The organism is Paenibacillus barengoltzii G22, from assembly GCF_000403375.2.
In the GTDB taxonomy this organism is placed as follows: Bacteria; Bacillota; Bacilli; order Paenibacillales; family Paenibacillaceae; genus Fontibacillus; species Fontibacillus barengoltzii.
This window is the reverse complement of sequence record NZ_KE159655.1, coordinates 164,940-190,328: the sequence shown is the minus strand read 5'-3', so window position 1 is coordinate 190,328 and position 25,389 is coordinate 164,940. Positions and strand designations below refer to the sequence as shown.

General features: G+C 54.6%; 21 protein-coding genes and 1 riboswitch. Of the genes, 19 read left to right on the top strand and 2 right to left on the bottom strand.

All coding sequences use genetic code 11. From position 1 onward, the window contains the following. Positions 1 to 245: 245 nt before the first annotated feature. Together C812_RS18635 and C812_RS18630 are read right to left on the bottom strand one after the other, a co-directional pair. Entirely contained in the window at positions 246 to 3,557 is a 3,312-nt protein-coding gene (locus tag C812_RS18635; protein ID WP_016314193.1) for an efflux RND transporter permease subunit, read from the bottom strand. 44 nt (positions 3,558 to 3,601) lie between these two features. Continuing rightward, positions 3,602 to 4,507, bottom strand: coding sequence for a TetR/AcrR family transcriptional regulator (locus C812_RS18630; protein WP_016314192.1), 906 nt, complete (start codon positions 4,505 to 4,507; stop codon positions 3,602 to 3,604). A 190-nt stretch (positions 4,508 to 4,697) separates the two neighbouring features. Between C812_RS18630 and cls the strand changes: the two genes are divergently transcribed. From cls to glyA, 19 genes are all read left to right on the top strand, one after another. After that, positions 4,698 to 6,209, top strand: coding sequence for a cardiolipin synthase (cls, locus tag C812_RS18625; RefSeq protein WP_016314191.1), 1,512 nt, complete (start codon positions 4,698 to 4,700; stop codon positions 6,207 to 6,209). Positions 6,210 to 6,256: 47 nt separating this feature from the next. Beyond that, positions 6,257 to 7,285: a type 2 isopentenyl-diphosphate Delta-isomerase gene (fni, locus tag C812_RS18620; protein ID WP_016314190.1), complete on the top strand. Its 1,029-nt coding sequence runs from the start codon at positions 6,257 to 6,259 to the stop codon at positions 7,283 to 7,285. A 643-nt stretch (positions 7,286 to 7,928) separates the two neighbouring features. Beyond that, positions 7,929 to 8,489, top strand: a complete 561-nt coding sequence (locus tag C812_RS18615) for an ECF-type riboflavin transporter substrate-binding protein (protein WP_016314189.1) — start codon at positions 7,929 to 7,931, stop codon at positions 8,487 to 8,489. 15 nt (positions 8,490 to 8,504) lie between these two features. Further along, positions 8,505 to 10,355: an ABC transporter ATP-binding protein gene (locus tag C812_RS18610; RefSeq protein WP_016314188.1), complete on the top strand. Its 1,851-nt coding sequence runs from the start codon at positions 8,505 to 8,507 to the stop codon at positions 10,353 to 10,355. Continuing rightward, positions 10,352 to 11,182, top strand: coding sequence for an energy-coupling factor transporter transmembrane component T family protein (locus C812_RS18605; RefSeq protein WP_016314187.1), 831 nt, complete (start codon positions 10,352 to 10,354; stop codon positions 11,180 to 11,182). The genes C812_RS18610 and C812_RS18605 overlap by 4 nt, the downstream gene beginning before the upstream one ends. 93 nt (positions 11,183 to 11,275) lie before the next feature. Next, positions 11,276 to 12,376 carry a redox-regulated ATPase YchF gene (gene ychF / locus C812_RS18600; protein ID WP_016314186.1) on the top strand — a complete coding sequence of 367 codons (1,101 nt, stop codon included), beginning with the start codon at positions 11,276 to 11,278 and terminating at the stop codon, positions 12,374 to 12,376. Positions 12,377 to 12,554: 178 nt separating this feature from the next. Further along, on the top strand, positions 12,555 to 12,899 hold the full coding sequence (locus C812_RS18595) for a TM2 domain-containing protein (protein WP_036626098.1): 345 nt from the start codon (positions 12,555 to 12,557) through the stop codon (positions 12,897 to 12,899). A gap of 2 nt (positions 12,900 to 12,901) precedes the next feature. Next, positions 12,902 to 13,369 carry a TM2 domain-containing protein gene (locus C812_RS18590; protein WP_016314184.1) on the top strand — a complete coding sequence of 156 codons (468 nt, stop codon included), beginning with the start codon at positions 12,902 to 12,904 and terminating at the stop codon, positions 13,367 to 13,369. Positions 13,370 to 13,584: 215 nt separating this feature from the next. Beyond that, positions 13,585 to 14,652 carry a peptide chain release factor 1 gene (gene prfA / locus C812_RS18585; protein ID WP_016314183.1) on the top strand — a complete coding sequence of 356 codons (1,068 nt, stop codon included), beginning with the start codon at positions 13,585 to 13,587 and terminating at the stop codon, positions 14,650 to 14,652. Positions 14,653 to 14,656: 4 nt separating this feature from the next. Continuing rightward, complete coding sequence (gene prmC / locus C812_RS18580; protein WP_016314182.1) at positions 14,657 to 15,544, top strand: peptide chain release factor N(5)-glutamine methyltransferase; 888 nt, start codon at positions 14,657 to 14,659, stop codon at positions 15,542 to 15,544. A 166-nt stretch (positions 15,545 to 15,710) separates the two neighbouring features. Next, positions 15,711 to 15,986 (top strand): hypothetical protein, encoded by a 276-nt coding sequence (locus C812_RS18575; RefSeq protein ID WP_016314181.1) that lies wholly within the window; start codon positions 15,711 to 15,713, stop codon positions 15,984 to 15,986. 1,017 nt (positions 15,987 to 17,003) lie between these two features. After that, positions 17,004 to 18,227 (top strand): FtsW/RodA/SpoVE family cell cycle protein, encoded by a 1,224-nt coding sequence (locus tag C812_RS18570; protein WP_016314180.1) that lies wholly within the window; start codon positions 17,004 to 17,006, stop codon positions 18,225 to 18,227. Positions 18,228 to 18,332: 105 nt separating this feature from the next. Further along, entirely contained in the window at positions 18,333 to 19,043 is a 711-nt protein-coding gene (spoIIR, locus tag C812_RS18565; RefSeq protein WP_016314179.1) for a stage II sporulation protein R, read from the top strand. Between the two features lie 257 nt (positions 19,044 to 19,300). Then, on the top strand, positions 19,301 to 20,398 hold the full coding sequence (locus C812_RS18560; RefSeq protein ID WP_244268363.1) for an L-threonylcarbamoyladenylate synthase: 1,098 nt from the start codon (positions 19,301 to 19,303) through the stop codon (positions 20,396 to 20,398). A gap of 4 nt (positions 20,399 to 20,402) precedes the next feature. Then, positions 20,403 to 21,266 (top strand): DUF72 domain-containing protein, encoded by an 864-nt coding sequence (locus C812_RS18555; protein ID WP_016314177.1) that lies wholly within the window; start codon positions 20,403 to 20,405, stop codon positions 21,264 to 21,266. A gap of 512 nt (positions 21,267 to 21,778) precedes the next feature. After that, a complete protein-coding gene (locus C812_RS18550; protein ID WP_036625975.1) occupies positions 21,779 to 22,339 on the top strand; it encodes a manganese efflux pump MntP in 561 nt (186 codons plus the stop codon). Positions 22,340 to 22,413: 74 nt separating this feature from the next. After that, positions 22,414 to 22,998, top strand: a complete 585-nt coding sequence (locus tag C812_RS18545) for a low molecular weight protein arginine phosphatase (RefSeq protein WP_016314175.1) — start codon at positions 22,414 to 22,416, stop codon at positions 22,996 to 22,998. A gap of 48 nt (positions 22,999 to 23,046) precedes the next feature. Further along, a riboswitch (ZMP/ZTP riboswitch) is annotated at positions 23,047 to 23,129 on the top strand. A 152-nt stretch (positions 23,130 to 23,281) separates the two neighbouring features. Continuing rightward, entirely contained in the window at positions 23,282 to 23,866 is a 585-nt protein-coding gene (locus C812_RS18540) for a TIGR01440 family protein (protein WP_016314174.1), read from the top strand. 33 nt (positions 23,867 to 23,899) lie between these two features. After that, complete coding sequence (glyA, locus tag C812_RS18535) at positions 23,900 to 25,147, top strand: serine hydroxymethyltransferase (RefSeq protein WP_016314173.1); 1,248 nt, start codon at positions 23,900 to 23,902, stop codon at positions 25,145 to 25,147. The last annotated feature ends 242 nt before the right edge of the window (positions 25,148 to 25,389 follow it).

The window sequence follows — 25,389 nt, the reverse complement described above, 5'->3', positions numbered from 1 at the left end:
GCCAAAATCGCCATGTAGAAATTCTAACGCTTATGACAGTGCTTATTCACCCATGTTGTGGCCGAAAACGATGGTTATGACTGCAATAGCGTTGCTCATCGTCGTTAGAATTTTAAATGACTCCAAATTGCTCAAATAACGTTTGTCATCAGCGTTAGAGCCAACCGTGCGATGAGGATGCAGCCATCAATGGGCAAAAAAAGACGACGCAGGATAGTAATCCTTACGTCGTCTTGAGTATTGATTTAATCCAGTTCCTTGGCCGACAGATCGCGGCGGCGGAACTTCATCAGAAATTCGTAGACGATTGGCACGATGACCAGCGTGAGCAGCGTCGAGCTGATCAAGCCGCCGATAACGGTGATGCCAAGGCCGCGCGAGATAATCCCTGCGCTGCGCTCCCAGCCGAAGACGAGCGGCAACAGTGCGCCGATCGTTGCTAAGGCGGTCATCAGGATCGGACGAAGCCGGGTAGCGCCTGCTTCAAGCAAGGCTTCGCGAGTGGACAAGCCTTCGCGTTCCTTGTGGATAACGCGGTCGATCAAGACAATTGCGTTGGTCACGACGATCCCGATGAGCATGAGTACGCCCATTAATGCCGAGACGTTTAAAGTCTCTCCGCCGATCAGCAGGCCCAACATGGCGCCGATTACGATAAACGGCAGGGAGAAGAGAATCGTAAATGGAGCCAAGCCTCCGCCAAAGGTAACGACGAGTACAAAATAGACGATGGCGATGGCTGCCAACATGGCCAGTCCGAGTTGGCCAAACGTATCGTTGATCTGTTCGGTCACGCCGCCGAATTTAACGGTCACGCCGTCCGGCAGATCCAGCTTGTCGATCTTCTCCTGCAAGCTGTTCGACGCCTTTTGTACGTCGGTGGAGGTGATTTTTGCGCTGACTTCAACGACCATCTTCCCGTCGATCCGCATGATGGAATCCGGGGAGGTGCCTTTTTCTACCTTCGCTACGTCCTTGATGGGGACTTGAATGCCCAGCGGCGAAGTCAACGTTGCATTTTCGATATCGGTAATGCTGTTATAGGTCTCGCTGTCGGCTTCGATATACACATTGTATTTCTTACCCTCGATGGCGACCTCGGTCAGAACTGGACGTTCTCGAACCGGGCTTAGCTTCATCGCCAGTTGGCCTGGCGTTAAGCCGAGGGAGCTCAGCTTCTGTTGATCCGCAACCAGGGTGTACTGCTCATAGGTTTTGGACAGGCTGGTGTCGCCCTTTTCAAAGTTCTTCGTATCCTCTTGAATCAGGGAGAGGATTTGATCTGATACCGGCTTGATCTGCTCCAACTCGTCCCCAAACACATTCACGCTTAACGTGCTGCCGCCCAGACCGCCGGTCATCAGCTCGGACATATCGCTCCATTCACCCTTCGGAAGCTCGGTCCGCAGGCCTTCGATAAGCTTTTCTTTTACATCGTTAAATTGTTTGGTATCCGGATCGTAGGCGATATAGAACAAAGCCGAGTTTGAGGACCCCATCCCCAACGGATTGTCGCCCCCAACGGAATATTGCATTCGATCGACGTTCGGCTGCTTCAGGATGTATTTCTCCACTTGCAGCATATCCTTCTCCACATCTTCCAGTCGAGCTCCAGGTTCCGGAGAGTAGGTAACCATCACATATTTATCCTCTTGTTCCGGCAGGAAGCTGACGCCGACCAGCGGGTACAGGAACAAGCTACCGATCAGCAGGATTACTGCAAGTCCAAAGGTGGTCAGCTTATGGGACAGCGACCATTCCAGAATACGGCGATAGCCGCGGGCCATGCCTTTGGGCTTCTCATCGTGATCATGTTTCTTGCTGAGACCTTTGCGGAACAGCGTATGCGCCAGCGCCGGTACGAGGGTGATAGCAACCAGCAGCGATGCGAGCAGCGAGAAGACCATTGTGAGCGCAAACGGCTGGAACAGCTCCCCGACCATTCCGCTGACAAAAGCGAGCGGCAGGAACACGGCGATCGTGACGATCGTCGAGGACATAATCGGGATGAACATCTCCCGTGTTGCTTCGATGATCAGCTTGCTGCCCTTCAGCTTCTCGCCTGTCAGGGACAAGCGCCGATAAATGTTCTCGATAACGACGATGGAGTCGTCGACGACGCGGCCGATGGCAACCGTCATGGCACCCAGCGTCATCATATTCAGTGTAATATCCATCTGCTTCAACGCCAAAATGGCGATCAGCAAGGACAACGGGATCGAGATAATGGAAATGATCGTCGAGCGAATGTTACGCAGGAAGATCAGGATGATCAACACGGCAAACAAAGCGCCAAACATTGCTTTGGACAGCATCGTGTTCACCGAGTCGGTGATCGGCTGCCCTTGGTCCAGCAGGACCGTGAAGTTGATATGGTCGTACTGCTTGCCCAGCTCTTTGGCGGCTTCCTTGACTTCGTTCACGACGTCAACGGTGTTGGCATCATTGGATTTAACGATTTGAATACCAATCGATTCCTCCCCGTTGGTCCGGGAGATGGATTCGGCTTTGCCCACCGTCTCGATGTCAGCGATGTCGCCAAGTTTGACCGTCGGAAGGCCGGTTGGAACAGCTCCCAGAGCGCCTCCGGCGTTAGGGCCGGCTGCCGCACTTGCACCGCCAGCAGCACTTGCACCGCCAGCAGCACTTGCACCGCCGTCAGCACCTGCGCCGCCAGCAGCTCCCGCGTTGCCAGCACCGTTCGTTGCACCACTAGCCGCGCCTGCCGCTGCGCCAGCGCCACTAGCCGCATCTATACCCCCAGCAGCATTGGCGCCTGCCGCGCTGTTGCCCGCTGCGCCAGCAGAACTTGGTACGATCGGAATCGCTAAGTTTTTCAAATCATCTACGGTGGTGATGTTGCCGTCCACAACGACCGCCTTCTCGGATTCCTCCAGGCTAAACAACCCCAGCGGCACGCGGAGCGCGGAGCCTTGCACGATTCCTTTGACGGTATCTTCCGTTAGACCCAGTTCCTTCAGCTTGGCTTCGTTGAACTTCAAACTAACCTCACGGACGAACTGACCCGCGATTTGCACCGAAGCGACGCCGTCCAAATCCTCGAGTACAGGTTTGATGTCGTTCTCCGTAATCCGAGTCAAATCCTCGAGACTGCCGGATTCCTTATCCGACAAACTAAGGGAAACGACCGGCATAGAGTTTAGACTAAACCGGGTGATCTGCGGCTTCTGGGCATCCTCCGGAAGCTGCACATCGTTTAATGCCTCGCGAACCGCTGCGGTGGCATTATCCAAGTTCGTATCGTAATCAAATTCAATGATGAGCGAAGCAGCGTTCTCCATCGAAGTGGAGGTTATGGTCTTAACGCCGTCAACATTATGCAGCCGCGTCTCCAGCGGCTTGGTAATCTCCTCGACTACGCCTTCCGGAGCAGCGCCCGGATAGACCGCAGTTACGCTAAGGTAGGGTACGTTAATGTTTGGAATGGTCTCCTGCTTCATCGTCAGACCGCTGTACAATCCCATGGCAGTCACGATAACTGTCAGAAGCCAGATCGCGAACTTATTACGCAGGGAAAACTGGATGATACTCTTCATATACGGGTTTCTGCTCCTCTCTTTATATAGGTGACAAACTTCTTTTAAATATGCTGGATATATGCCTGCAGCAGTTGTTTTAATTCAGCAGAATGCGCAGCCAGTTCCGGGACGGCAGCTAAATTGGCTAGCATGCCTTTGATAATCGCGCGGCGCGGACGAAGCTCCAGAATTTCACGCTCCAAAATTTGCAGCGTCTCCAGCGCTTCCTGTTGCCTGTCTGCGTCAGTGATGGCGCCAAGGTGATCGCGAAGCCGTTTGACTGCGATGATCGGATGTTGCTGCAAATCCAGGCTGCCTGGGGCCCCTTCGGTCATCAGCCGCAACGCCTCTTCGGAAATTAGCGGCTCAGGACGGTTGCTTAACTGATGCTCCGCTGCCAGATCAAGCAGGTCCATCAAGTGGTTCGCCATTTGATCCGGCGAGGCCGAAACATGGGGCTCGAACAGCAATCGGATGTACATGCCAACCATACCGTAAGCGATCGTTAACAGATCCCCTGTGTACGGTTCGATTTTCGGTCCATAGATCGCCTCCAGCTTGTTCTTCCCATGCTGTAACAGCTTGGCGTTGTGTGCTTTAACCGAGGCAGGTTCTTTGTAGGGCGTACCGTTTTTGTGCCAATCCTGAAACTGCATAATCAAGAATTCGCGCAGCTCAAGCACCAGTTCGAGCATGACGATGATTTGACGGCGCAATTTCTCTTTAGGCGTCAATCCTTGCTGCAGCTCCACCTGTGTCAAATGGTCAAGCAGCATCTGGTAACAGTAGTCGAACAAGCTCTGCTCCAGTTCCTCCTTCGATTTAAAATGAAGGTAGAGACTGCCCTTGGACATCCCGCAAGCCTCGGCGATCTCCTGCATCGACGTGGCAGATGCACCCTTGGCCGAAAACAGCTGCATGGCCGCACGTAAAATCAGCTTCTTCTTGTCGATGGATGGATGAGACAAATAATTACTGAACCCCCTTCCTCTGACTCATGGGTTCTCATTCTGACTAAATGGTCATTTCGATTATAGTATAAAGCCCAGGCGGATACAAATGAGCGTATGTACATTTTTCCACACACCAGTAGGAAGAATTCGAGCGTTCATGTAGAATATAATCACATGCATCAATAGGTAAAGAGGGAGTAGTAAGATGAGACGGGGACTTCAAATCATTCTTATCGCCGCAATATTATTTGCTTTCTATTATTTCGGATTTGGCGTCTTCGGTAAATTTGGGGGCACGCTCGTTAGTATCTTCCAAACGCTGACCGTCATTACGATCGGCTTTGCCATTTTTATGGAGAACCGCAATCCTTCCAGCACGGTGGCCTGGATTCTCGTACTTGCTTTGCTGCCGGTTGTGGGGCTGGTGCTCTATTTTCTGCTGGGTCAAAATTACTTCAAGCGGCGTAAATTCGATAAAAAAGCGGAGCAAGATCGCCTTAGCTATGAGCGGATCGACCGCAGCGCTCGTCCGTTGCCTCGGGATTTGTCGCAGTTTACTCCCAATCAACAGCGCTTGTTGCATCTGTCCCAGCGGCTGGCTCGCACGCCATTCTCCATGGCAACCCGCACGTACGTGTTGACCAACGGGGAAGAGACGTTTACGAACCTGCTGCGCGAGCTGAAGAAAGCCCAGCATCATATTCATATGGAGTACTATATCTACCGTGCGGACGATATCGGACGGGAAATTCAGAAAACGCTTATAGAAAAGGCACGGGCCGGGGTTGAGGTCCGTTTTATGTTTGACGCGGTAGGCAGCATTGGCTTGCCCAAATCGTTTATCGCAGAACTGCGCGCGGCTGGAGTAAAGGTGGGGATATACGGGCCGATGCGTTTTTTGTCTTTGTCGAGCCGGGTCAATTACCGTAACCACCGCAAGATCGTGGTGATCGATGGCAATACTGGATTTATCGGCGGCCTCAACGTCGGCGACGAATATTTGAGCCGCAGCAAGACGTACGGCTTCTGGCGAGATACGCACATGCTGGTGAAAGGGGAGGCGGTTCGGTCGCTGCAGATTATTTTTCTGCAAGACTGGCAGTACGTCACCGGGGAGAAAATTATGGATCTCGCCTATCTGTCTCCGGAACTGGAACAGGGCTGCAGCGGCGCGGTACAGATCGTACCAAGCGGGCCTGACAACGAAAGTCGGACGCTCAAAAACATCTTCTTTGCCATGATCACCTCGGCGAAGAAGTCGGTATGGCTGGCGACGCCGTATTTTATTCCGGACGAGGATATCCTGACTGCGCTGCGCGTAGCCGGCTTATCGGGGATTGACGTGCGGATCCTGTTCCCGGCGAGGCCGGATAAATGGTTGCCGTTCTTGGCTTCCCATTCGTATTTCCCTTCGTTGCTGGAGGTTGGGGTGAAAATTTTCGAGTACGAAAAAGGCTTCCTGCACTCCAAGCTGCTGATCGTTGACGGGGAAGTGGCCACGGTCGGAACCGCGAACATGGATATGCGCAGCTTCCATTTGAATTTTGAAGTGAACGCACTTCTCGTGCAAAACGAAAGCGTCGCTAAGGTCGTCAACAATTTCGAACGCGATCTTCTGTCGGCGAAGCTGATCGACAAGGACGAATTTATGAATAAGAAGAAAATCCCGGTACGTCTGGCGGAATCCGCGGCCCGGCTATTATCTCCGCTGTTATAACAAGGTTAGAACCTTGTAGATATTGCGGAAAAAGGAGAGTGTACAGCATGGAACCCACATCAGAACGCAAAACCGAGCATATCCGGCTCTGTCTGGAGGAGCAAGTGAATGCGGAGGGCATCCTGAACGGCTTTGAAAAATACCGCTTTCGCCATAACGCCCTGCCCGAGCTGGATTTCGCCGAGATCAGCCTCAAGACGACGTTTCTCGGCGCATCGCTGCGAACGCCGTTCTTGATCAGCTCGATGACCGGCGGGAGCCGGCTGGCCGGCGAGATCAATATGCGCCTCGCCGAGGCGGCGGAGCGGCGCGGTTGGGCCATGGGCGTCGGCTCGGTCCGGGCCGCCGTGGAGCGGGACGAGCTGGCGCATACGTTCGCGGTGCGGCGGTTTGCGCCGAGCATTCTGATCATCGCCAACTTAGGCGCGGTGCAGCTCAACTACGGCTATGGACCGGACGATTGCAAGCGGGCGGTGGAGATCGCCGGAGCGGACATGCTGGTGCTGCATCTGAACAGCCTGCAGGAGGTGTTCCAGCCGGAGGGAGATACGAACTTCGGCGGGCTGCTGCGGCGGATCGAGGAGGTATGCCGAGAGCTGCCGATTCCCGTTGGCGTCAAGGAGGTCGGCTGGGGCATCGACGGCGTGACGGCAAAACGCCTGCGCGAAGCAGGCGTCGCCTTCGTCGACGTCGCGGGCGCCGGCGGCACCTCGTGGAGCCAGGTCGAGAAGTTCCGCGGCAGCGATCCCGTGCGCCGCGCGGCTGCGGAGGCATTCGCGGATTGGGGCATTCCAACCGCCGAATGCATCCGCGAAGTGCGGGCGGCGGTGCCCGACGCCGCCCTGATTGGCAGCGGCGGCCTGAACACCGGTGTGGACGCGGCCAAAGCGCTGGCGCTTGGCGCGGACCTGGCCGGGTTCGGCCGGGCGCTGCTCGAACCGGCCGTGCGGTCGGAGGCACAGCTGGACGCGCTGCTAGAGCGCGTTGAGCTGGAGCTCCGCACGGCCATGTTCGGCATCGGCGCCGGGAGCATTCCGGCGCTGAAGAACACCTCGCGGCTCGTGCGCCGCGAGTAGCGGGGCGTACCGCATCCTTGATTGAAGAAAGGGATGTTGGCCGTTCCCCTTGCCGTTTTTAAGGCATTATCCCGCTAATTCAGATATCCCTTTCATTCAGTTCGGCAGGGAGGGGGGATTCGAAATCCTTTCGGTGGTGTTCACTTTGGATCTTTGATCCTTTGAGCCTTTTTTTCCTTATGGGGCACCTTTTAGGGGGGCATTACGGGATTATCCCTTTTTGTCAGGGACGCTAGTGTGGCAGGATATCTGTAACTTGAGACTAGGGTTACATCTGAGATCAGCTTCTTGGGGTGAATCTTGGGATGAATCTTGGGGTGAATCTTGGGATGATTCTCTTCTGATGTTCTCTGTGATAAGTGCTCCCCTGCAGCCTGAAGTTGTATGCTCTTCCCTGGCTGATTCAGCGGGATAATGGTGAGAGGACGCCGGCTCAAATAAGTGCGCTTGCGATAATTCCAACCAATTTAGTAAGAATTTTATTGCAATCGGGGGGAATCCCTATTATATTGAAGAAAACACCGGTCTGCGTGGACGGCAACCTGACATCTTCTTCGATAAGAACCGGCAACCGGTAAAATACATAACGACTTCAAACCTGTGTTCATTACACGGCTTTGATGTTAAAGAGAGGGAGATGGATATGAAACCTTCATTGTGGAAGTGGAGCACGAGAACGGTGGTGACCATCGGGATTGGGGCTGCGCTCTATGGAGCGACCAGCTGGATTGGCATCCCGATTGCCCCGGATACGCAGCTTCGTCCGGCGATCGCTTTGTTGGCGATTTTTGGTGCATTGTTTGGACCGGTTGTTGGTTTTATCGCCGGATTTATCGGACATGTGATTAACGACTTGATTACCAGCGGCACCGTTTGGTGGGGTTGGGCACTTGGCTCCGGCATTACGGCGGCGTTCATGGGCCTGATTTATTTGGCGAAGGACTTCAACGCTCAGGAAGGGCAAATGAAGAAGAACCACGTGGCCTGGTTTGTGGTGTATGGAATTGTGGGGATTTTCGCTTCTCTGGCGTTTTCCGGGTATTTTGATATTCTCGTGATGGGGGAACCCAACGATAAAATTTTGGTGCAGGTTATTTCCGCAGGGCTGGCCAACCTAGCCGTGTTTCTCATTCTGGGATTACCGGCGGTGCTGGCTTATGTGAGACGCAACCGCAGCAACTCGAATTTAAGCGTGGATAGATAGGAGTTTACTGAACAAATGCAGCCAGTCATCTCTTTCCGACATTTCAGTTTTCGGTACAAAAATCAAAGCGAACCTACGCTGAAAAACATCCACTTAGAGATCGCACGCGGGGAGAAAATATGGATCGCCGGCCCCAGCGGCTCCGGCAAGTCAACGTTAGCCCATTGTATCAATGGGCTAATTCCCTTTTCTTACGGCGGTGAAGTTTCGGGGCAGCTGCTGCTGGAAGGTCAGGATGCTTCGGCGATGACGATCTTTGAGCGCAGTCGTCGGGTCGGCACGATCCTGCAAAATCCGGATGCCCAGTTCGTTGGTCAGACGGTTGGCGAGGATGTAGCGTTCCAACTGGAAAATGAGGCGACTCCGCAGGATGTGATGAAGGAAGCTGTGTTTTCGGCGCTGGATGTGGTGGGTATGCGAGCCTTTGAAGCCCGGGGCCCGCATGAGCTCTCCGGCGGGCAGAAACAGCAGGTATCGCTGGCCGGCGTACTGTCGACGCAAGCGGATATCTTGCTGTTTGACGAGCCGCTGGCGAATTTGGACCCTGCCAGCGGGGCCAAGGCGATGCGGTTAATTGACGAGATTCACCGCAACCAAGGAAAAACGGTGATTCTGATCGAGCATCGCGTCGAGGATGTGCTGCTGGAGCATATCGATCGCGTCGTTGTCATGAACGAAGGAGAGATCGCCGCGATTGGCACGCCGGATGAGCTGCTTGCTGCAGGGATCCTCCCTCAGTATGGCCTGCGCCAGCCGCTCTACTTGGATGCGCTCTCGCATGCGGGGCTGTCGTTGTCCAACTTCACCGACTTGACTGACCCGGCTGCATTACGACTCCAAAAACCTGTTGGGATCCCGGATGGTGCAGGGGGAGGGAACGGACAGGGCGGCAGTGAACGGATGAAGGATAACGATGCGAAGATCACGGATGATGGCGATGGTCACCGGATTCAGGATGATCGCGAGCGGACGGGGGCAAGTGAGCTCCAACTGCGGGAGCGGCTTGAGACCTGGGCCGCTTCGGTTCCGCCGGTTGTACGGAGCAGCGCCGGAGAGCCGCTGCTTGAGCTGCGGGGTGTGTCGTTTGCCTATGAGCCGGGGACGAATGCAGTAGAGGACGTTTCCCTGACCGTCCGCGCTGGTGAGACGGTGGCTCTGCTTGGCAGCAACGGGGCAGGCAAATCGACGCTGTCGGGGTTGATCACCGGTTTGCTTAAGCCAAGCAAGGGCGAGATCCTGCTGTTGGGCGAGGTGATCAACGGCTGGTCGATTCGCCGACGCGGTGAAGCGATCGGCTATGTGATGCAGCACCCGCATCACATGCTGACCCAGCATATCGTGCGGGATGAGGTTCGCATTGGCCTCGCGGCACGCGGTGTGCCCGAAAGCGAACGAGATCAGCGAGCGGATGAGGCGCTGCGGATTTGCGGGTTGTACCCGTACCGCAACTGGCCGGTTTCTGCGCTGAGCTTCGGGCAGAAGAAAAGGCTGAGCATCGCAGCCATCTTGGCACTTCAGCCGCAACTCATGATTTTGGACGAGCCGACGGCGGGACAGGATTATCGGCATTATACCGAATTTATGGAATTTATCGCCCAGCTGGCTGCGGAGGGAATGGCTTTTCTGTTTATCACGCACGATATGCATTTGGCCTTGGAATATGCGGATCGGGCAGCGGTAATGGCAGGAGGTCGAATTATCGCAGAAGATACGGTGGCGCAGATTCTCGCCGATGGAGATCTTACCGCTAGAGCGAACCTGCGGGAGACGAGTCTGGCCCGCTTTGCGAAGGCTCAGGGGCTTACCTCGCCTTCGCGCTTTGTGGAAGCCTTTATCGCAGCGGATAAGAAGGTGAAACGAGCATGAACCAATCGAACGGATTGTACGTTGCTGGGGAATCTTTTTTTCATCGGATGGACGCCGCTGTCAAGCTGATCCTGCTCCTGACCTGGACGGTTGTGACCTTCCTGTTCATGGATTTGCGCGTATTTGCCGTCATGTTGGCCGGCGGGGTTACGATGCTGCTGCTCGCTCGGGTTCCCTTCCGAAAAATGGCGCTGTTATTTTGGGCACTGATGGTTTTTACTGTGATTAACAGCATTTTTATTTTGCTGATTACGCCTCGCTTCGGAATGACGCTGACCGGAAGTGACACGCCGATCATCCCGCTGGGCTATGATACGATTAATGCAGAAACGTTGTTCTACGTGTTGACGTTGTCACTGAAATACCTGACGCTGCTACCGATCACGTTGATGTTTATTTTTACGACGCATCCCAGTCGTTTCGCCGCCAGCCTTAACAAGCTAGGTGTGCCTTACAAGCTGGCTTATGCGGTTAGCATTGCTTTTCGCTACATTCCCGATTTGACGAAGGAATTCCGCACGATTCTCAATGCGCTGCAAATGCGCGGGCTGGGTATCTCTCGCGGCGACGGTACACTGTTGCAGCGGGCGCGCAATTTAACACAGGCGGTTGTGCCGCTGCTGCAATCCTCGCTGCAACGGATCGAGTCGGTATCTGATGCCATGGACCTGCGCGGGTTCGGCACCAAGCCGCAGCGAACCTGGTACATGGGCACCGTCATGAAGGGGAGCGATAAACTAATCGCACTGCTATGCGTCGTGTTGCTGGCGACCGGGGTAGGTTTGAAGCAAAGCTTGCTTCAAGGCTTTTGGTATCCGTTTGGATAGAGGATACACCAATCTCCTTGAAATATTCCCGGCGTATCGTTACTATGGTTGAAGGAAGTTGAGCAATTACACGAATGAGGAGTTGTCAATGATATGGCTTTGAAAGCAGGCATTGTGGGTTTGCCGAACGTGGGGAAGTCCACACTGTTTAACGCGATAACCCAAGCGGGGGCGGAATCCGCCAACTACCCGTTTTGTACGATCGATCCAAACGTTGGCGTCGTGGAAGTGCCGGACGAGCGGCTCGACAAGCTGACGGAACTGGTGGTTCCGAATCGGACGGTTCCGACGGCTTTTGAATTTGTTGATATCGCCGGGTTGGTCCGCGGTGCGAGCAAAGGGGAGGGACTTGGCAACAAGTTCTTGGCCCATATCCGCGAGGTGGACGCGATCGTTCACGTTGTTCGCTGCTTCGAGGACGAGAACATTACACATGTGGACGGCAAAATTAACCCGATCAGCGACATCCAAACGATCAACCTGGAATTGATCCTGGCCGACCTGGAGAGCGTGGAGAAACGGATCGAACGCGCCAAGAAAAATATGAAGGGCGGCAACAAGCAATACGCCCAGGAAGTTGAGGTTCTGGAACGGATCAAGGAGGCGCTGTATAACGATCAGCCGGCGCGCAGCGTAGAGCTGACGGACGATGAGAAGCTGATCGTGCGCGATCTGCACCTACTGACGTTGAAGCCGGTGCTGTATGCGGCTAACGTGAGCGAAGATGGCGTCAGCGATGCGGACAACAATCCTTTCGTGCAGCAGGTCAAAGAATTTGCTGCGGCTGAAGGTGCCGAAGTCGTTCCGATCAGCGCCAAGGTGGAAGCGGAGATCGCGGAGCTGGAAGGCGAAGACAAGAAGATGTTCCTGGAGGAGCTGGGCCTGAACGCTTCCGGCTTGGATCGCTTAATCCAGGCAGCATACCGTCTACTGGGCTTGTATACGTATTTCACGGCCGGGGTTCAAGAAGTTCGCGCATGGACGATTCGCAAAGGCACGAAAGCCCCGCAAGCTGCCGGCGTCATTCACTCCGACTTCGAACGCGGTTTTATCCGTGCAGAGGTTGTGTCTTATGAAGACCTCGTTGCTGCCGGTTCGATGAATGCAGCGCGCGAACGCGGCCAGCTGCGGCTGGAAGGGAAAGACTACGTCGTTCAAGACGGCGATATTATGCATTTCCGCTTTAACGTTTAAACTTATTACGAGTAACAGCGAAGCAACACTGCCTCAAGGGTGCAGAGTCGATGTGCCCCTAGGGCAGTGTTTATTTGTACTTTTTTACTATCAAAACGTTGTTTTCATAGATTCGAGTCTGTATACTTAATTCAAGTTTTGATTCATTCATACATTGAGGGGGAGTTTCGTCATGAGTATGGATTATGCCTTGCACCGCAAGTCCCAGTTGGATACCCGGGAATTGCTGTTGCTGGAATCCGAGGTGAAAAATCAGGGAAAAAACATGGTTGTAGCATACATTCTGTGGTATTTCCTTGGGATTGTTGGAGGACATCGTTTTTACATGAAGAAAATCGGAACGGCCGTGACCCAGTTGATCTTGTCCCTGACCGTGGTTGGGCTGATTGTAACCGGGATCTGGTGGATCGTGGATGCTTTCCTGGTACATACTTGGGTGAAACAGCATAACGCTGAGGTGGAGAACCGGATTATTGACCGAATTTTCTATGACCGCGGCAGATCTCCGGAGTTTCCGATTTAAATATGTGGACCAAAAGCGATCTGACCACGAGTGAGCTGCTGCTTTTGAATTCGGAGATGAACAAGCGCGAAAAATCGCTGGGTCTGGCGTATCTGATGCTGCTGGCCGGTCATTTGGGCGTGCATCGTTTCTATTTGAAGCGCATCGCCAGCGGGGTGATCCAGCTGTGTTTATTCGTTCTGGCGATTGGACTTTATTTTGTGTTTGCGATTGCGACGGCGATTGAAAGCGTGGATTCGCCCGATACGAGCTATTCGCTGTTTTTGCTTATCCCTGTCATCCTCTTTGGATTGGCGCTGACCGTGTGGGTTATTGTCGATGCTTGCTTGCTGCCTGGCATGGTCCGGGACTCGAACGCAAAGCTGGAGCAGTCTCTGATCGAGCAAATCGCTGCCCTTCGCCCGCCGGCAGGCTTTACGAAGCCCAGCGCAGATGGGCTAGGGGAACGTGGCCGTCCGCTTGATATTTAGGCAGCAGTTTTCATCCATACATGAAAAGGCGCCTTTGCGGCGTCTTTTTTTGAGGGGAAATTGGAAGCAGGAAGTTAGAGGTCTGGGCGAAGGTGATCTAGCCAAAACATGACCTCCATGATATAATAAAAAGTCGTCTATCCCTGAAATAATAATCAGTGGATAAGCGGTTTTTTACTGGGATCTTGTGATCGAATGAAGAGAGGTGATATCCCTTGTTGGACCGACTACAATCCTTGGCTGACCGTTACGAGAAGTTAAGTGAACTGCTCTGCGATCCAGACGTAGCGAACGACTCGAAACGACTGCGGGATTACTCCAAAGAACAATCGGATTTACAGCCGGCTTATGAGGCGTACACCGAATATAAGAATGTAATCGGAGAGCTGGAAGCGGCCAAAGCGATGCAGGCCGAGAAGCTGGATGATGAAATGCGCGAAATGGTAAAGATGGAAATCGAGGAACTGACCGCGCGCCAGCAGGCTTTGGAAGAGAAAATTCGCATTTTGTTGCTGCCAAAGGACCCGAATGACGATAAAAACGTAATCGTAGAAATTCGCGGCGCGGCCGGAGGAGACGAGGCGGCTCTGTTCGCTGCCGACTTGTACCGGATGTATACGCGGTATGCCGATTCTCAAGGCTGGCGCGTCGAAGTGATGGATATGAATGAGAGCGACCTGGGCGGATTCAAAGAGGTTATCTTTATGATTAACGGCAAGGGCGCTTACAGTAAACTGAAATACGAGAGCGGCGCGCATCGCGTGCAGCGTATTCCAGCGACGGAATCCGGCGGACGGATTCATACGTCGACCTCGACGGTTGCCGTATTGCCGGAAGTTGAGGAAGTGGATATCGAGATTTTGGATAAAGATATCCGGGTCGATACCTTCTGCTCCAGCGGTGCAGGCGGTCAATCGGTTAACACGACCAAATCTGCCGTGCGGGTGACTCATATCCCAACCGGTATCGTGGCTACTTGCCAAGACGGCAAATCGCAGAACTCTAACAAAGAGAAGGCGCTTCAAGTATTGCGTGCCCGCATCTATGATATGAAACGTCAGGAAGAGGAAGCGAAATACGCCGGCGAACGGAAAAGCAAAGTGGGTACCGGGGACCGCAGCGAACGGATTCGGACTTACAACTTCCCGCAAAGCCGGGTGACCGATCACCGGATCGGCCTGACCCTGCATAAGTTGGATCAGGTCATGAACGGCGATCTGGATGAGATCGTATCGGCGTTGACGATTGCCGAGCAAGCTGAACTGATGGAAAAAGGAGAATAACGTGTTGCACAAAGAAGGATACCGGATGTCCGGTGCAATGACGATATGGGAAGCCCGCAAAGAGGCTTCTTCTTTTTTAGCGGCGGCGGGCGTGCGGGAGCCCGAGTCAAATGCGGAGCTGTTGCTCCGCCATGTGCTGGGCCTGACGGGCGCGGCGTATTTGGCCGCGCTGCGTGACCCGTTCCCGGCGGACAAGCGGGACGCCTGGGAAGCGGTAATCCGCCGCAAGGCGGCGGGCGAGCCAGCGCAGTATATCATCGGGGAGCAGGAGTTCTACGGATTGACCTTCCGGGTCAATCCGTCGGTGCTGATCCCCCGGCCGGAAACGGAGCTGCTCGTGGAGCGCATCGCGTTGGAAGGTGATGCGCTGTGGCCCGGCGGCGCACCGTACGCCGCCGACATCGGCACGGGCAGCGGCGCGATTGCCGCAGCCCTGGCCCACCTGCGCCCAGCATGGCGCGTCGCGGCGAGTGATATCTCGCCGGACGCCCTGGCGGTGGCGCAGGACAATGTCCGGCGGCTCGGCCTTGCGGTGACGTTCAAGCAGGGGGACCTGCTTGAACCTTTTGCTGGCGAGCCGCTGGACATCGTGGTGTCGAATCCGCCGTATATCCCGGCGGAGGACATCCCGCACCTGCAGCCTGAGGTGCGGGACTATGAGCCGCGCGGCGCGCTGGACGGCGGTCCGGACGGGCTCGCGCCCTACCGGACCATGATGGCGCAGCTCGCGCTGCTGCCACGGCCGCCTCGCCTCATCGGCTTCGAGCTCGGCCAAGGCCAAGCGGCCGACGTCGCGGCTTTGCTCCGCGCCGCCGGCCATTGGGATGAGATCGTGACCGTCCCCGATCTCGCCGGCATCGACCGTCACGTGCTCGGAATCGCACGAGGGTAACCCGCGCGGCTGCAAAGTTCGAACGTGACGGGTGATAGCCGCGCCTGGGCTTCCCCTTTCTGCCGATTCTATGAAAATGGGTGGATCTCCTCAACCAAAGGCCGCTATTTTTGGAAGGATAGTTTCATAGAATGTGGTATCTCAAGCCGAAAGGAGGAGATATCACATGGCGTTTACACTGACGTTTCCGTACGCGCAAGCTGCCGGCGTCGGCCAAGGGTATTTCGTGGCCGCCGACCCGCTGGGCCCAACCGGGATTGTAACGGTTCAGGCTACAGTGGGTAACGTCGAACTCCGGATTACCCGGTACAACGCGCCTGACTTTATTCAGACTGTAACGCAAGGCAGCACATTTTCCGTTCAACTGAGCAACATCCAAACGATCGGAATTTTTGCGCTGACGGAAGCGACGGGGACGATCACCTTGATCACTCCCGTATAACCTGTTCCCCCTCCATTCCCTTTCTTATCCCGACCCCACTAGGGCGCCGGCGCACGCGTCGGCGCTCATTTTTTTGCAACAAGTCTGTATTTTGCCCTCTTTTTAAGGATTATCCCGTTGCATCAGTTGCTGTGTACACTAGGGACTACCTACGAGGGAAAAGGTTCGCTTCCTACCTCTGAACGAAGGGGATAATGGTACAAAGAAGACGAAAGGGATAATTATGCAATGAGATGCCGGAATTGTACATAGGGGACATTAGAGCCCAAGAGCCGGATTGGTTTCGGAGCTGGTTTTAACCTTAGCGCTTGGCGTATTAGTCGAGTTTTATGGTAAATGTATCTATTTGGGGCCTCTTTTTTGAGGATTATCCCGTTGCATCAGATCGTAGGAGGACGCGTAACAATAAACACTGAGGAAAACAATGAGTAACAGTAACAAAGGATGAAGAAGTAATTTCCTGGATTCCTCATTACTGAGTGAGAGGGATAACCCGGAAAATAGGGACGAGAGCAAGTTCTTCTTACTGATTGATTTGGATATGGTTGAGACGATGTATATCCTTCCTACCTGAACGAAGGGGATAGTGGTGTAAAGGCGTAAGAGGATACTCTTTCTGAACGAAAGGGATAGTAGTGTAAGAAGGAGTAGGGAAACTCCTCTCATCTGATCAAGGGGGATAACGGTGTAAGAAGGAGTAAGCAAACACTTCCCATCTGAACGAAAGGGATAATCGCGTAAGAAGGTGTAAGAAAGCTTCCCCATCTGATCAAGGGGGATAATGGTGTAAGAAGGAGTAAGCAAACACTTCCCATCTGAACGAAAGGGATAATGGTGCAAAGAGAGGCAAGGGATGAGGGAGACGTGAGAAATGACGCCGTGGGGCAAAATAAGTCTAAAAAGGTAACCTTTTGACGCGGTGACTCGTTATTTGAGTCGTAGGGCTCATTTGTAGTTAGGCCGGGTTTCTTTTAAAGTAAAGGTACGGGGTTTCTAGATCAAGAAAAGAGGATGTTCATGCTGAGCAAACTGAAAAAAATCGATTACTCCATCGTCGTGATCCTGTTGCTGCTCATGGCCATCAGTATTGCGGTGTTGTACAGCGCTACGTCAAACACCCAATATCATGGCTATCACATTCGCATGCTTGCTTATTATGCGCTGGGGTTTGTTGCGTTTTTTGGAGTTTCGATTGTCGACTATCGGCTGCTTGTGAAATATGCGCCTTACTTGTACCTGTTTGGCTTCGGGCTGTTGATCGTCGTTATGTTCATTGGTAATACCTACTATAACGCAACCGGTTGGTTGACGATCCCGGTCATTAATCAGAGCTTTCAGCCGGCGGAGTTTTTTAAGCTGCTGCTGGTTCTTTTTCTCGGGTTTATGTTGCTGCGCAAGCGCAAGCTTCGTCTGTCCTTTTGGCGGGACGTTGTACCGATCTGCTTGCTTACTTTTATCCCTTTTGTTGCGGTTATGGCCCAAAACGACTTGGGGAATGCGCTCAGCTATGTCGTGATTTTGGCGGGCATGTTATGGATTGGGAATATAAAATATTGGCATGCGTTGATTGCGCTTGTGATCTTTGCCGGCTCGGTGATCGGTGGTATCACGGCGTACAAAGCGTACCATGATCAAGTGTACAACTTCTTCGTCGAAATCGGCCGGGAACACTGGATTAACCGGATTGATCCTTGGCTCATGCCGGAGAAAGCGTCTGAGGACGCCTCCTACCACACTCGAAACGCCAAGTTAGCCATTGCCTCTGGGGGCATGACTGGAGAAGGGTATATGAAAGGGGAAACGGTGCAGTCGGAACGGGTACCGCTGACCTACTCGGACTCGATCTTTGTGGTGATCGCTGAGGAGTTTGGTTTTATCGGGAGCTCGGCGCTACTGCTGTTGTATTTTGTACTGATTCATCGGCTCATTCTGATCTCGTTGGAGACTCGTGAAACCAGTGGGCCCTACCTAATAGTGGGGATTGTGGCGATGCTGTTGTATCAGATTTTTGAAAATATCGGCATGTTCATTGGCCTCATGCCTTTGACAGGGATTACTTTGCCCTTCATCAGCTATGGCGGTACTTCGCTGTTAATTAACATGGCGAGCATCGGCGTGGCGATGAGTATCCGGATCTATGGGCAAGAGAAGGAGGAAGAAAATCCTCCTGTGGCTTCGTCGGCTCCTACGTCGCGTTATGCCTTGCTCCGATCCAAACGTCAATCGGAAAATCGGGGGTAAAAATTTTTACTAGATTCCTAGATTTCTAGGTTTAGAAGTCTCCTAACCGGACATACTGATAGACATCAGCGGCTGAAATACCGGTTTGGTTAGGAGCAAGGAATCATGAGTAAACTTTCTTTTTCCCGTCAGAAAATTGCACTTATCTTTTTTTCGATTGTGATGTTGATGATGTCCTGGGAAGGACAAATGGTTGATACAGCCGCGGCGGCAGGGTCGCAAGCGGTGAATTCTCAGATTCCGCAGGAATCGATTCGGCTGCGCATTTTGGCTAACTCGGATGGAGCTGCGGATCAACTCGTCAAACGTCGTGTTCGCGATGCTGTCGTTGAGCAAATGAACGAATGGGTGGCACAGCTGGAGAATCCGCAGAGTCTGGAGGAAGCGCGCCGGGTCATCCGTGAGCATCTGCCGGCCATCGAGGAACAAGTTGGTCAAACGCTTAAGCAATATGGCAAAAACTACAACTATCAAGTTGAGCTTGGCACCGTGCCGTTTCCGACCAAAATGTATGGCGGCGCCGTTTATCCAGCGGGCGACTATGAAGCGCTGCGCGTGACGCTGGGCGAGGGCAAGGGGAAAAACTGGTGGTGTGTGTTATTTCCTCCGCTTTGCTTCATCGATGCCGGGAGCGGGGACGCGCTGGCTAAGGATGCAGGCGCCGTAACCGCCGTAACCCCGGCAACGGCGAAGGCCTCGGCTGCCGGGGCTGCGGGAGATGCGGTTCAGGTTGAACCGGAGGAGACGGAAGTGCGATTCTTCCTGTGGGACATGCTGGTGAAGCTCTGGAACTGGATTGTTGGCCTATTTGCTTAGTGGTGTTAATATATTTGGAACTGTTAAACCGTTCGGGGATGCCGGGCGGTTTTTTTGCGGGCTATGCGCATGGCGGGGTTCGGGTATAATAGTAGAATATATTATTGAACAGTTTGGGATGAACAAGAATGAGCCGACAGGAATCTACGAATTTCAATCAAGCGGAACATCGCGGGGATCTCCCTGCTTTAAAAGAAGTAGCCCCCAAAACGACACGTTGGTGGCATGTCCAGCCTGGAACTGGAGTTGGGGCTGAAATGCCGGATAATGGAGCTACGAAGGACGCGGCGGCGCTGAAAGAAGCCGCCGCTGTACTCGCCTCCGGCGGGACGGTGGCGTTCCCGACGGAGACGGTATATGGGCTTGGTGCAGATGCGCGGAATACGGCGGCGGTGGAGGCGATTTTTGCCGCCAAGGGCCGTCCGTCCGATAATCCGCTCATCGTGCACATCGCCGACGTGAGTCAGCTGGACGGACTCGTCACGGAAGTGAACGAGACGGCACAGCGGCTGATGGAGGCGTTTTGGCCCGGGCCGCTTACGCTGGTGCTGCCCGTGGCCAAAGGCGCCGTCTCGCCGCGCGTGACGGCGGGGTTGTCTACCGTGGGCGTGCGCATGCCCGCCCACGACGTAGCGCTGCGGCTGATTGCCGCAGCGGGATGCCCGGTGGCGGCGCCCAGCGCCAACCGGTCGGGGCGGCCGAGCCCCACGTTGGCGAGCCACGTGGGCGAGGACTTGTCCGGCCGCATTGACGGCATCGTCGACGGCGGGCCCACTGGGGTGGGCCTGGAGTCGACGGTTGTGGAAGCCGGCCGGGACGGGGTTGTCACCGTGCTCCGCCCCGGCGGGATCACGGTGGAGCAGCTCGCCCGCGTAGCTGGCGCGGGCGTACGGCTGGACGCCGCCCTGCAGCCGAAGGCGAAGGCGGGCGGCGAAGCGGCCCCTGGCCCGGCGGCTGCGCCTCGCGCGCCGGGCATGAAGTACACGCACTATGCGCCGCAGGGCGTGTTGCATATTGTGCGCGGGTCCGCCGACCGGGTGGCGGACCGCATCCAGGCCGAGCTCGCGGCGGCCGCGGCGCGCGGGGAGAAGACGGGCGTGCTCGCCTTCGACGAGCGCCTCCCGTTCTACCGCGCCGACTGTGCGCTCTCGCTCGGCCGCGAGGACGAGCTGGAGACGGCGGCGCACCGTCTCTACGCTGCGCTCCGCCGCTTCGACGATTGCGGCGTCACGTACATTCTCGCCGAAGCCTGCCCCGAAGACGGGCTCGGCTCGGCGGTGATGAACCGGCTGCTGAAAGCTGCCGGTCACCGGGTGATTGAGGCCGGCGGAGATTCGGAAGAGGGCAGGGGGTGAGGTCATGATCCGCATCGGCCTGGCCGGCTGGGGCGATCATGACGATTTATACCCTGCCCGAACGCCGGCCAAAGACAAGCTCGCTTGGTACGCGAAGTATTTTAACGTGGTCGAGGTGGACAGTTCGTTTTATGCTGTACTGGGCGAGGAGGTCTATCGCCGCTGGTTGGCGGAGACGCCGTCCGATTTCACGTTTATTATCAAAGCGTACCAAGGGATGACCGGGCATAGCCGAGGGAAAACGCCCTTTGGCGGTCCCGGAGAGATGTTCCAGGCCTATCTCGACTCGATTCAGCCGGTGGTGGAGGCGGGCCGGCTCAAAGCTGTAATGTTCCAATTTCCACCTTGGTTCGATTGCACGGCGGAGCATGTCCGGCAGCTGCGCGCAATCCGTAAATGGATGGGCAACTTGCCGCTGGCGTTGGAGTTTCGCCATCAAAGCTGGTTCACGCCCGCTAACCGAGAACGCACGTTGGAGTTCATGCGGCAGGAGGGCTGGATCCATATCGTTTGCGATGAGCCCCAGATCGGCCAAGGCTCCGTACCCACGGTGCTGGAGCCCACTGACCCTGAGTTAACGATCGTTCGCATGCATGGACGAAATGCTGCGGGTTGGAGTCAAGCCAGCGCGCCCAATTGGCGGGAGATTCGCACGTTGTACCGTTACTCGCTGGAGGAGTTGCAGGAGTGGGTTGACATGCTGGACCAGCTGCTCAGCAAAGGGACCCAGGAAATCTGTATGATCTTTAACAACAATTCCGGCGGGGATGCAGCATCTAACGCTTTGGATATGATGGGCCTGCTGGGTCAATCGCCGCGGGAGCTTCCACCGCTTCAGATTGATTTGTTCGGCGGTTGGGAGGATTAGTGGAATGAACGTTTCACCTGCTGAACTAATGGGTGAAGCTTACGATGTCTTGGTACTGTGTAGGCACGTGCGACGATGGTTGCAGCTTTTAGCGGTAAAAAGTGACGTTATTATTAGAGGTAAGGTTCTGTTTTGAGTAAATAGCGGTAAATCATGGTGTTATTTATGCGGATTTCGGGATTACAGGCTTCTAAAGGGCAATTTAGCGGTACAAAATACCGTTATTTGTCCAATTTTTCCCATGTGTTGAGAAAATAACGCCGTCTTTTACCGCTAATTTCACATTGCTGGGGGAGTTCCGTTAATGTTGGGGGGCTCCTCCATTGTTGATGGAAGTTCTTCAATTGTTGGAGGGAATTCCTCCATTGATAGGAGCTCCTCTGCTGTGGGGAGTTCACCGTTATTGGTGGGGCGCACTTGATAGGAACGCACAAAGAAGGCCGCGTGAAGTCATGAACCGGGACCTGTCCGCATATGGTTGTACAAAAGACGGACAAAGGGGACTTTCGGTTATGGCAGAGGCTTATGAGCGGCTGGGAGAGCTGGTGACGATCCTGCTGATGGCGATTGCGCTGGGCATGGATGCTTTATCGTTGGGTGTCGGCATCGGCATGAAGGGAGTCCGGCGGAAAGATGCGTTCCGCATCGGGACGATGGTGGCTCTCTTTCACGTGTTAATGCCTCTGTTGGGAATTGCAGCGGGACAGTATGTCGGTGCGCTGCTGGGAAGCTTGGCACGATTTGTGGCAGGCGGACTTCTATTCCTGCTTGGCACGCATATGATCGTCAGCTCAATCAAAGGCAGCGGCGTACAGTCCATCAACCATCGGACTTGGTTAGGTGCGCTGCTATTTTCGTTAAGCGTCAGCATCGATTCGTTTTCCGTCGGGGTGTCGCTGGGCATGTTCCATGGAGACTGGCTCCTGACGGTGCTGGCCTTTGGATTTTTTGGCGGGATCATGTCCTTGCTTGGACTGGCGATGGGACGAGGCGTGGGGCGTTCGCTGGGCGATTACGGGGAGGCGGCTGGCGGAGCAATCTTGCTGGCGTTTGGACTATTGTTTATCTTTTGAAACCGAGGCCTTTCGTGATAAAATAAGGTCCAAACGCGGGTAAGCTTTCCCGCTGAATATGGAGGTGAAAGGGCATGCGCATCTTGTTTGTATGTACCGGAAATACCTGCCGCAGCCCGATGGCCGAAGGGATGCTGCGCAAGCTGGCGCGGGACCGGGGGCTGGACGTGGAAGTCCGCTCGGCTGGCGTAGCCGCCATGAAAGGGGCCTCCATTTCCCGTCATGCGGAAGCGGTGTTGCGGGACAGGGGGATTAAAGAGACTTTCGAATCTACCCCTCTTTATGCCGAACTGGCGGAGTGGGCTGATCTGATTCTGACGCTGACGCAAGGGCATAAGCGCCAGGTGATTCATTCATTTCCGGAGACAGCCGATAAAATATTTACATTAAAAGAATACGTTGAAGAAGACGCCTCCATATTAGCTACCTTGGAGGAGTTCCGACGCCTTGCGGCGGATCGGGAGCTGGCGCGAGCGCTGGGGAAGGAGTGGCCTGCGGAGCAGCAGCGGCGACTGGATGAGCTGCATCTTCGGCTGCCCGCGTTCGATATTTCCGATCCGTTTGGCGGTTCGCGAGCAGACTACGACCGAACGGCGGCGGAGATCAGCGCAGCGCTGGAGAAGCTGATCGCCAAGCTGGAGCGCGGCGAAGGGCATTAAACCAGTTGCATTTGCTGCGCGGATGCTTTATTCTAATAGCAGAAGTTTTAGCTCCGATGTAACTGGCGACAAGAGTGGATCAAACCACGATGGAGCATCGGAGAATACGGCCGGTCGCCTGGGCAAAGAGCACGACGCACGTCAGTTGCGTTATGCTCTTTTTTTGTTGGTTGGGTTTGAACGAAGCGGACGGACATCCGTTTGCGGTTCGCCTTTCTCTGATATAATAAGGACAGTCTTTGTGACATGTTGTTTGGTTTGCGGAGAAAGGAGCTGGCATCACATGGAACAGGAAGAGCTCGGTACCCTGCGGGCACAGGTAGCAACAATTGCAGAGGAAGTAGCCGTTGCAGCTCATCTGGGTCCGGGGAAGCTGCTGGTCATCGGGGCCAGCACGAGTGAAGTGGCGGGCAAACGAATTGGCACGAGCGGAGCTGAGGACATCGCGGCTGAGCTGTGGGCGGGAATTGAACAGGTTCGGGCCAAATACGGCTTTGACGTCGCCTTTCAATGCTGCGAGCACTTAAATCGTGCGCTGGTGGTTGAACGGGCGGTGCTGGAGCGATTTTCCTTGACGGAAGTTGCTGCGGTTCCCGTGCCGAAGGCAGGCGGTTCGATGGCCGCTGCAGCCTATCGGCGTTTGTCGGACCCGTGCCTGGCCGAGACGCTTGAAGCCCATGCCGGGATCGATATCGGCGAAACGCTGATCGGCATGCATTTGCGGCGGGTGGCGGTGCCTTTTCGTCCTTCACTGCGCCTGGTTGGGCAAGCACGCGTTACAGCAGCGACGACCCGTCCGAAGCTGATCGGCGGGGAACGAGCCGTTTATACGCTGCCGCCGGATTCGGATTCCACGCTTTGCGATTAAGTATAGATTAGATTCTAAGGAGGACAACGGAAGATGGAAAATTTGAGAAAGCAAGATCCAGCGGTACTGAAGGCTATGAATCTGGAGCTCAAGCGTCAGCGTAACAACATTGAGCTGATCGCTTCCGAGAACATCGTCAGTGAGGCGGTTATGGAAGCGATGGGATCCGTGCTCACAAACAAATACGCTGAAGGTTATCCAGGCAAACGGTATTACGGCGGCTGCGAACGCGTAGACATCGTGGAAAATATCGCCCGCGATCGGGCCAAGGAATTGTTTGGCGCTGACCACGCCAACGTTCAACCGCATTCCGGAGCACAAGCGAACCTTGCGGTTTACCTGGCTGCCCTCAAAACTGGCGACACCGTGTTGGGGATGAACCTGGCGCATGGCGGTCACTTGACCCACGGCAGCCCGGTCAACGCTTCCGGTTTGTACTATAATTTCGTGGCTTATGGGGTACAAGAAGATACGTTCTTGATCGATTACGATGAAGTGCGCAAAGCCGCTTTTAAGCATCGTCCACGTCTGATCGTGGCTGGGGCGAGCGCATATCCGCGGATCATCGATTTCGAGAAGCTGGCTTCGATCGCCAACGACGTAGGTGCGTTGTTTATGGTCGACATGGCGCATATTGCCGGTCTTGTGGCTGCGGGCTTGCATCCAAACCCGGTTCCACATGCTCATTTTGTGACGACCACCACCCACAAGACGCTGCGCGGACCACGCGGCGGGATGATTCTGTGCAAGCAGCCTTGGGCAGCCGCGATTGACAAAGCGGTATTCCCTGGTACGCAAGGCGGCCCGCTGATGCACGTGATTGCTTCGAAAGCAGTGGCCTTGGGCGAAGCACTTCAGCCTTCTTTTAAAACTTATGCCCAAAATGTAGTGAAGAACGCTAAAGTCCTGGCGGAAACGCTGATGTCCGAAGGCCTTAACATCGTATCCGGCGGCACAGATAACCACCTGATGCTGGTGGATACGCGCAACCTGAACATCACAGGGAAAGACGCCGAGCATGTTCTGGATTCGATCGGGATCACGGTGAACAAAAATGCGATTCCGTTCGACCCAACCAGCCCATTCATCACCAGCGGTATCCGCATCGGTACGCCGGCGGCGACTTCCCGCGGCATGGATGAGGAAGCGATGAAGGAAATCGGGCAGATCATCGCTACTGTGCTGAAATCGCCGAAGGACGAAGCGGTGTTGGATAAAGCGCGTAAACAGGTGTCGGCATTAACGGATCGGTACCCGCTGTATCCGAACCTGCAGTATTAATGAAATCGTGACAAAGGCAGGTTAGGCCTCCTAATCAAGCCGGGAGCATGTGCTCCCGGCTTATTGGCGTTTCACTTCTGGTCAAGGATGGATCTCTTGGTTACGTCTGACGGCTCTTTTAAAGGATGAGTGACGTTTTTATGACGGCTTTCTGACAAGTTGGCGTGAGGGTGAAAATGCCATCTTGGAGTGATATAATAGACAAGATTTGTGGACGTTCGAAGAATGGGAACGAACAAGCA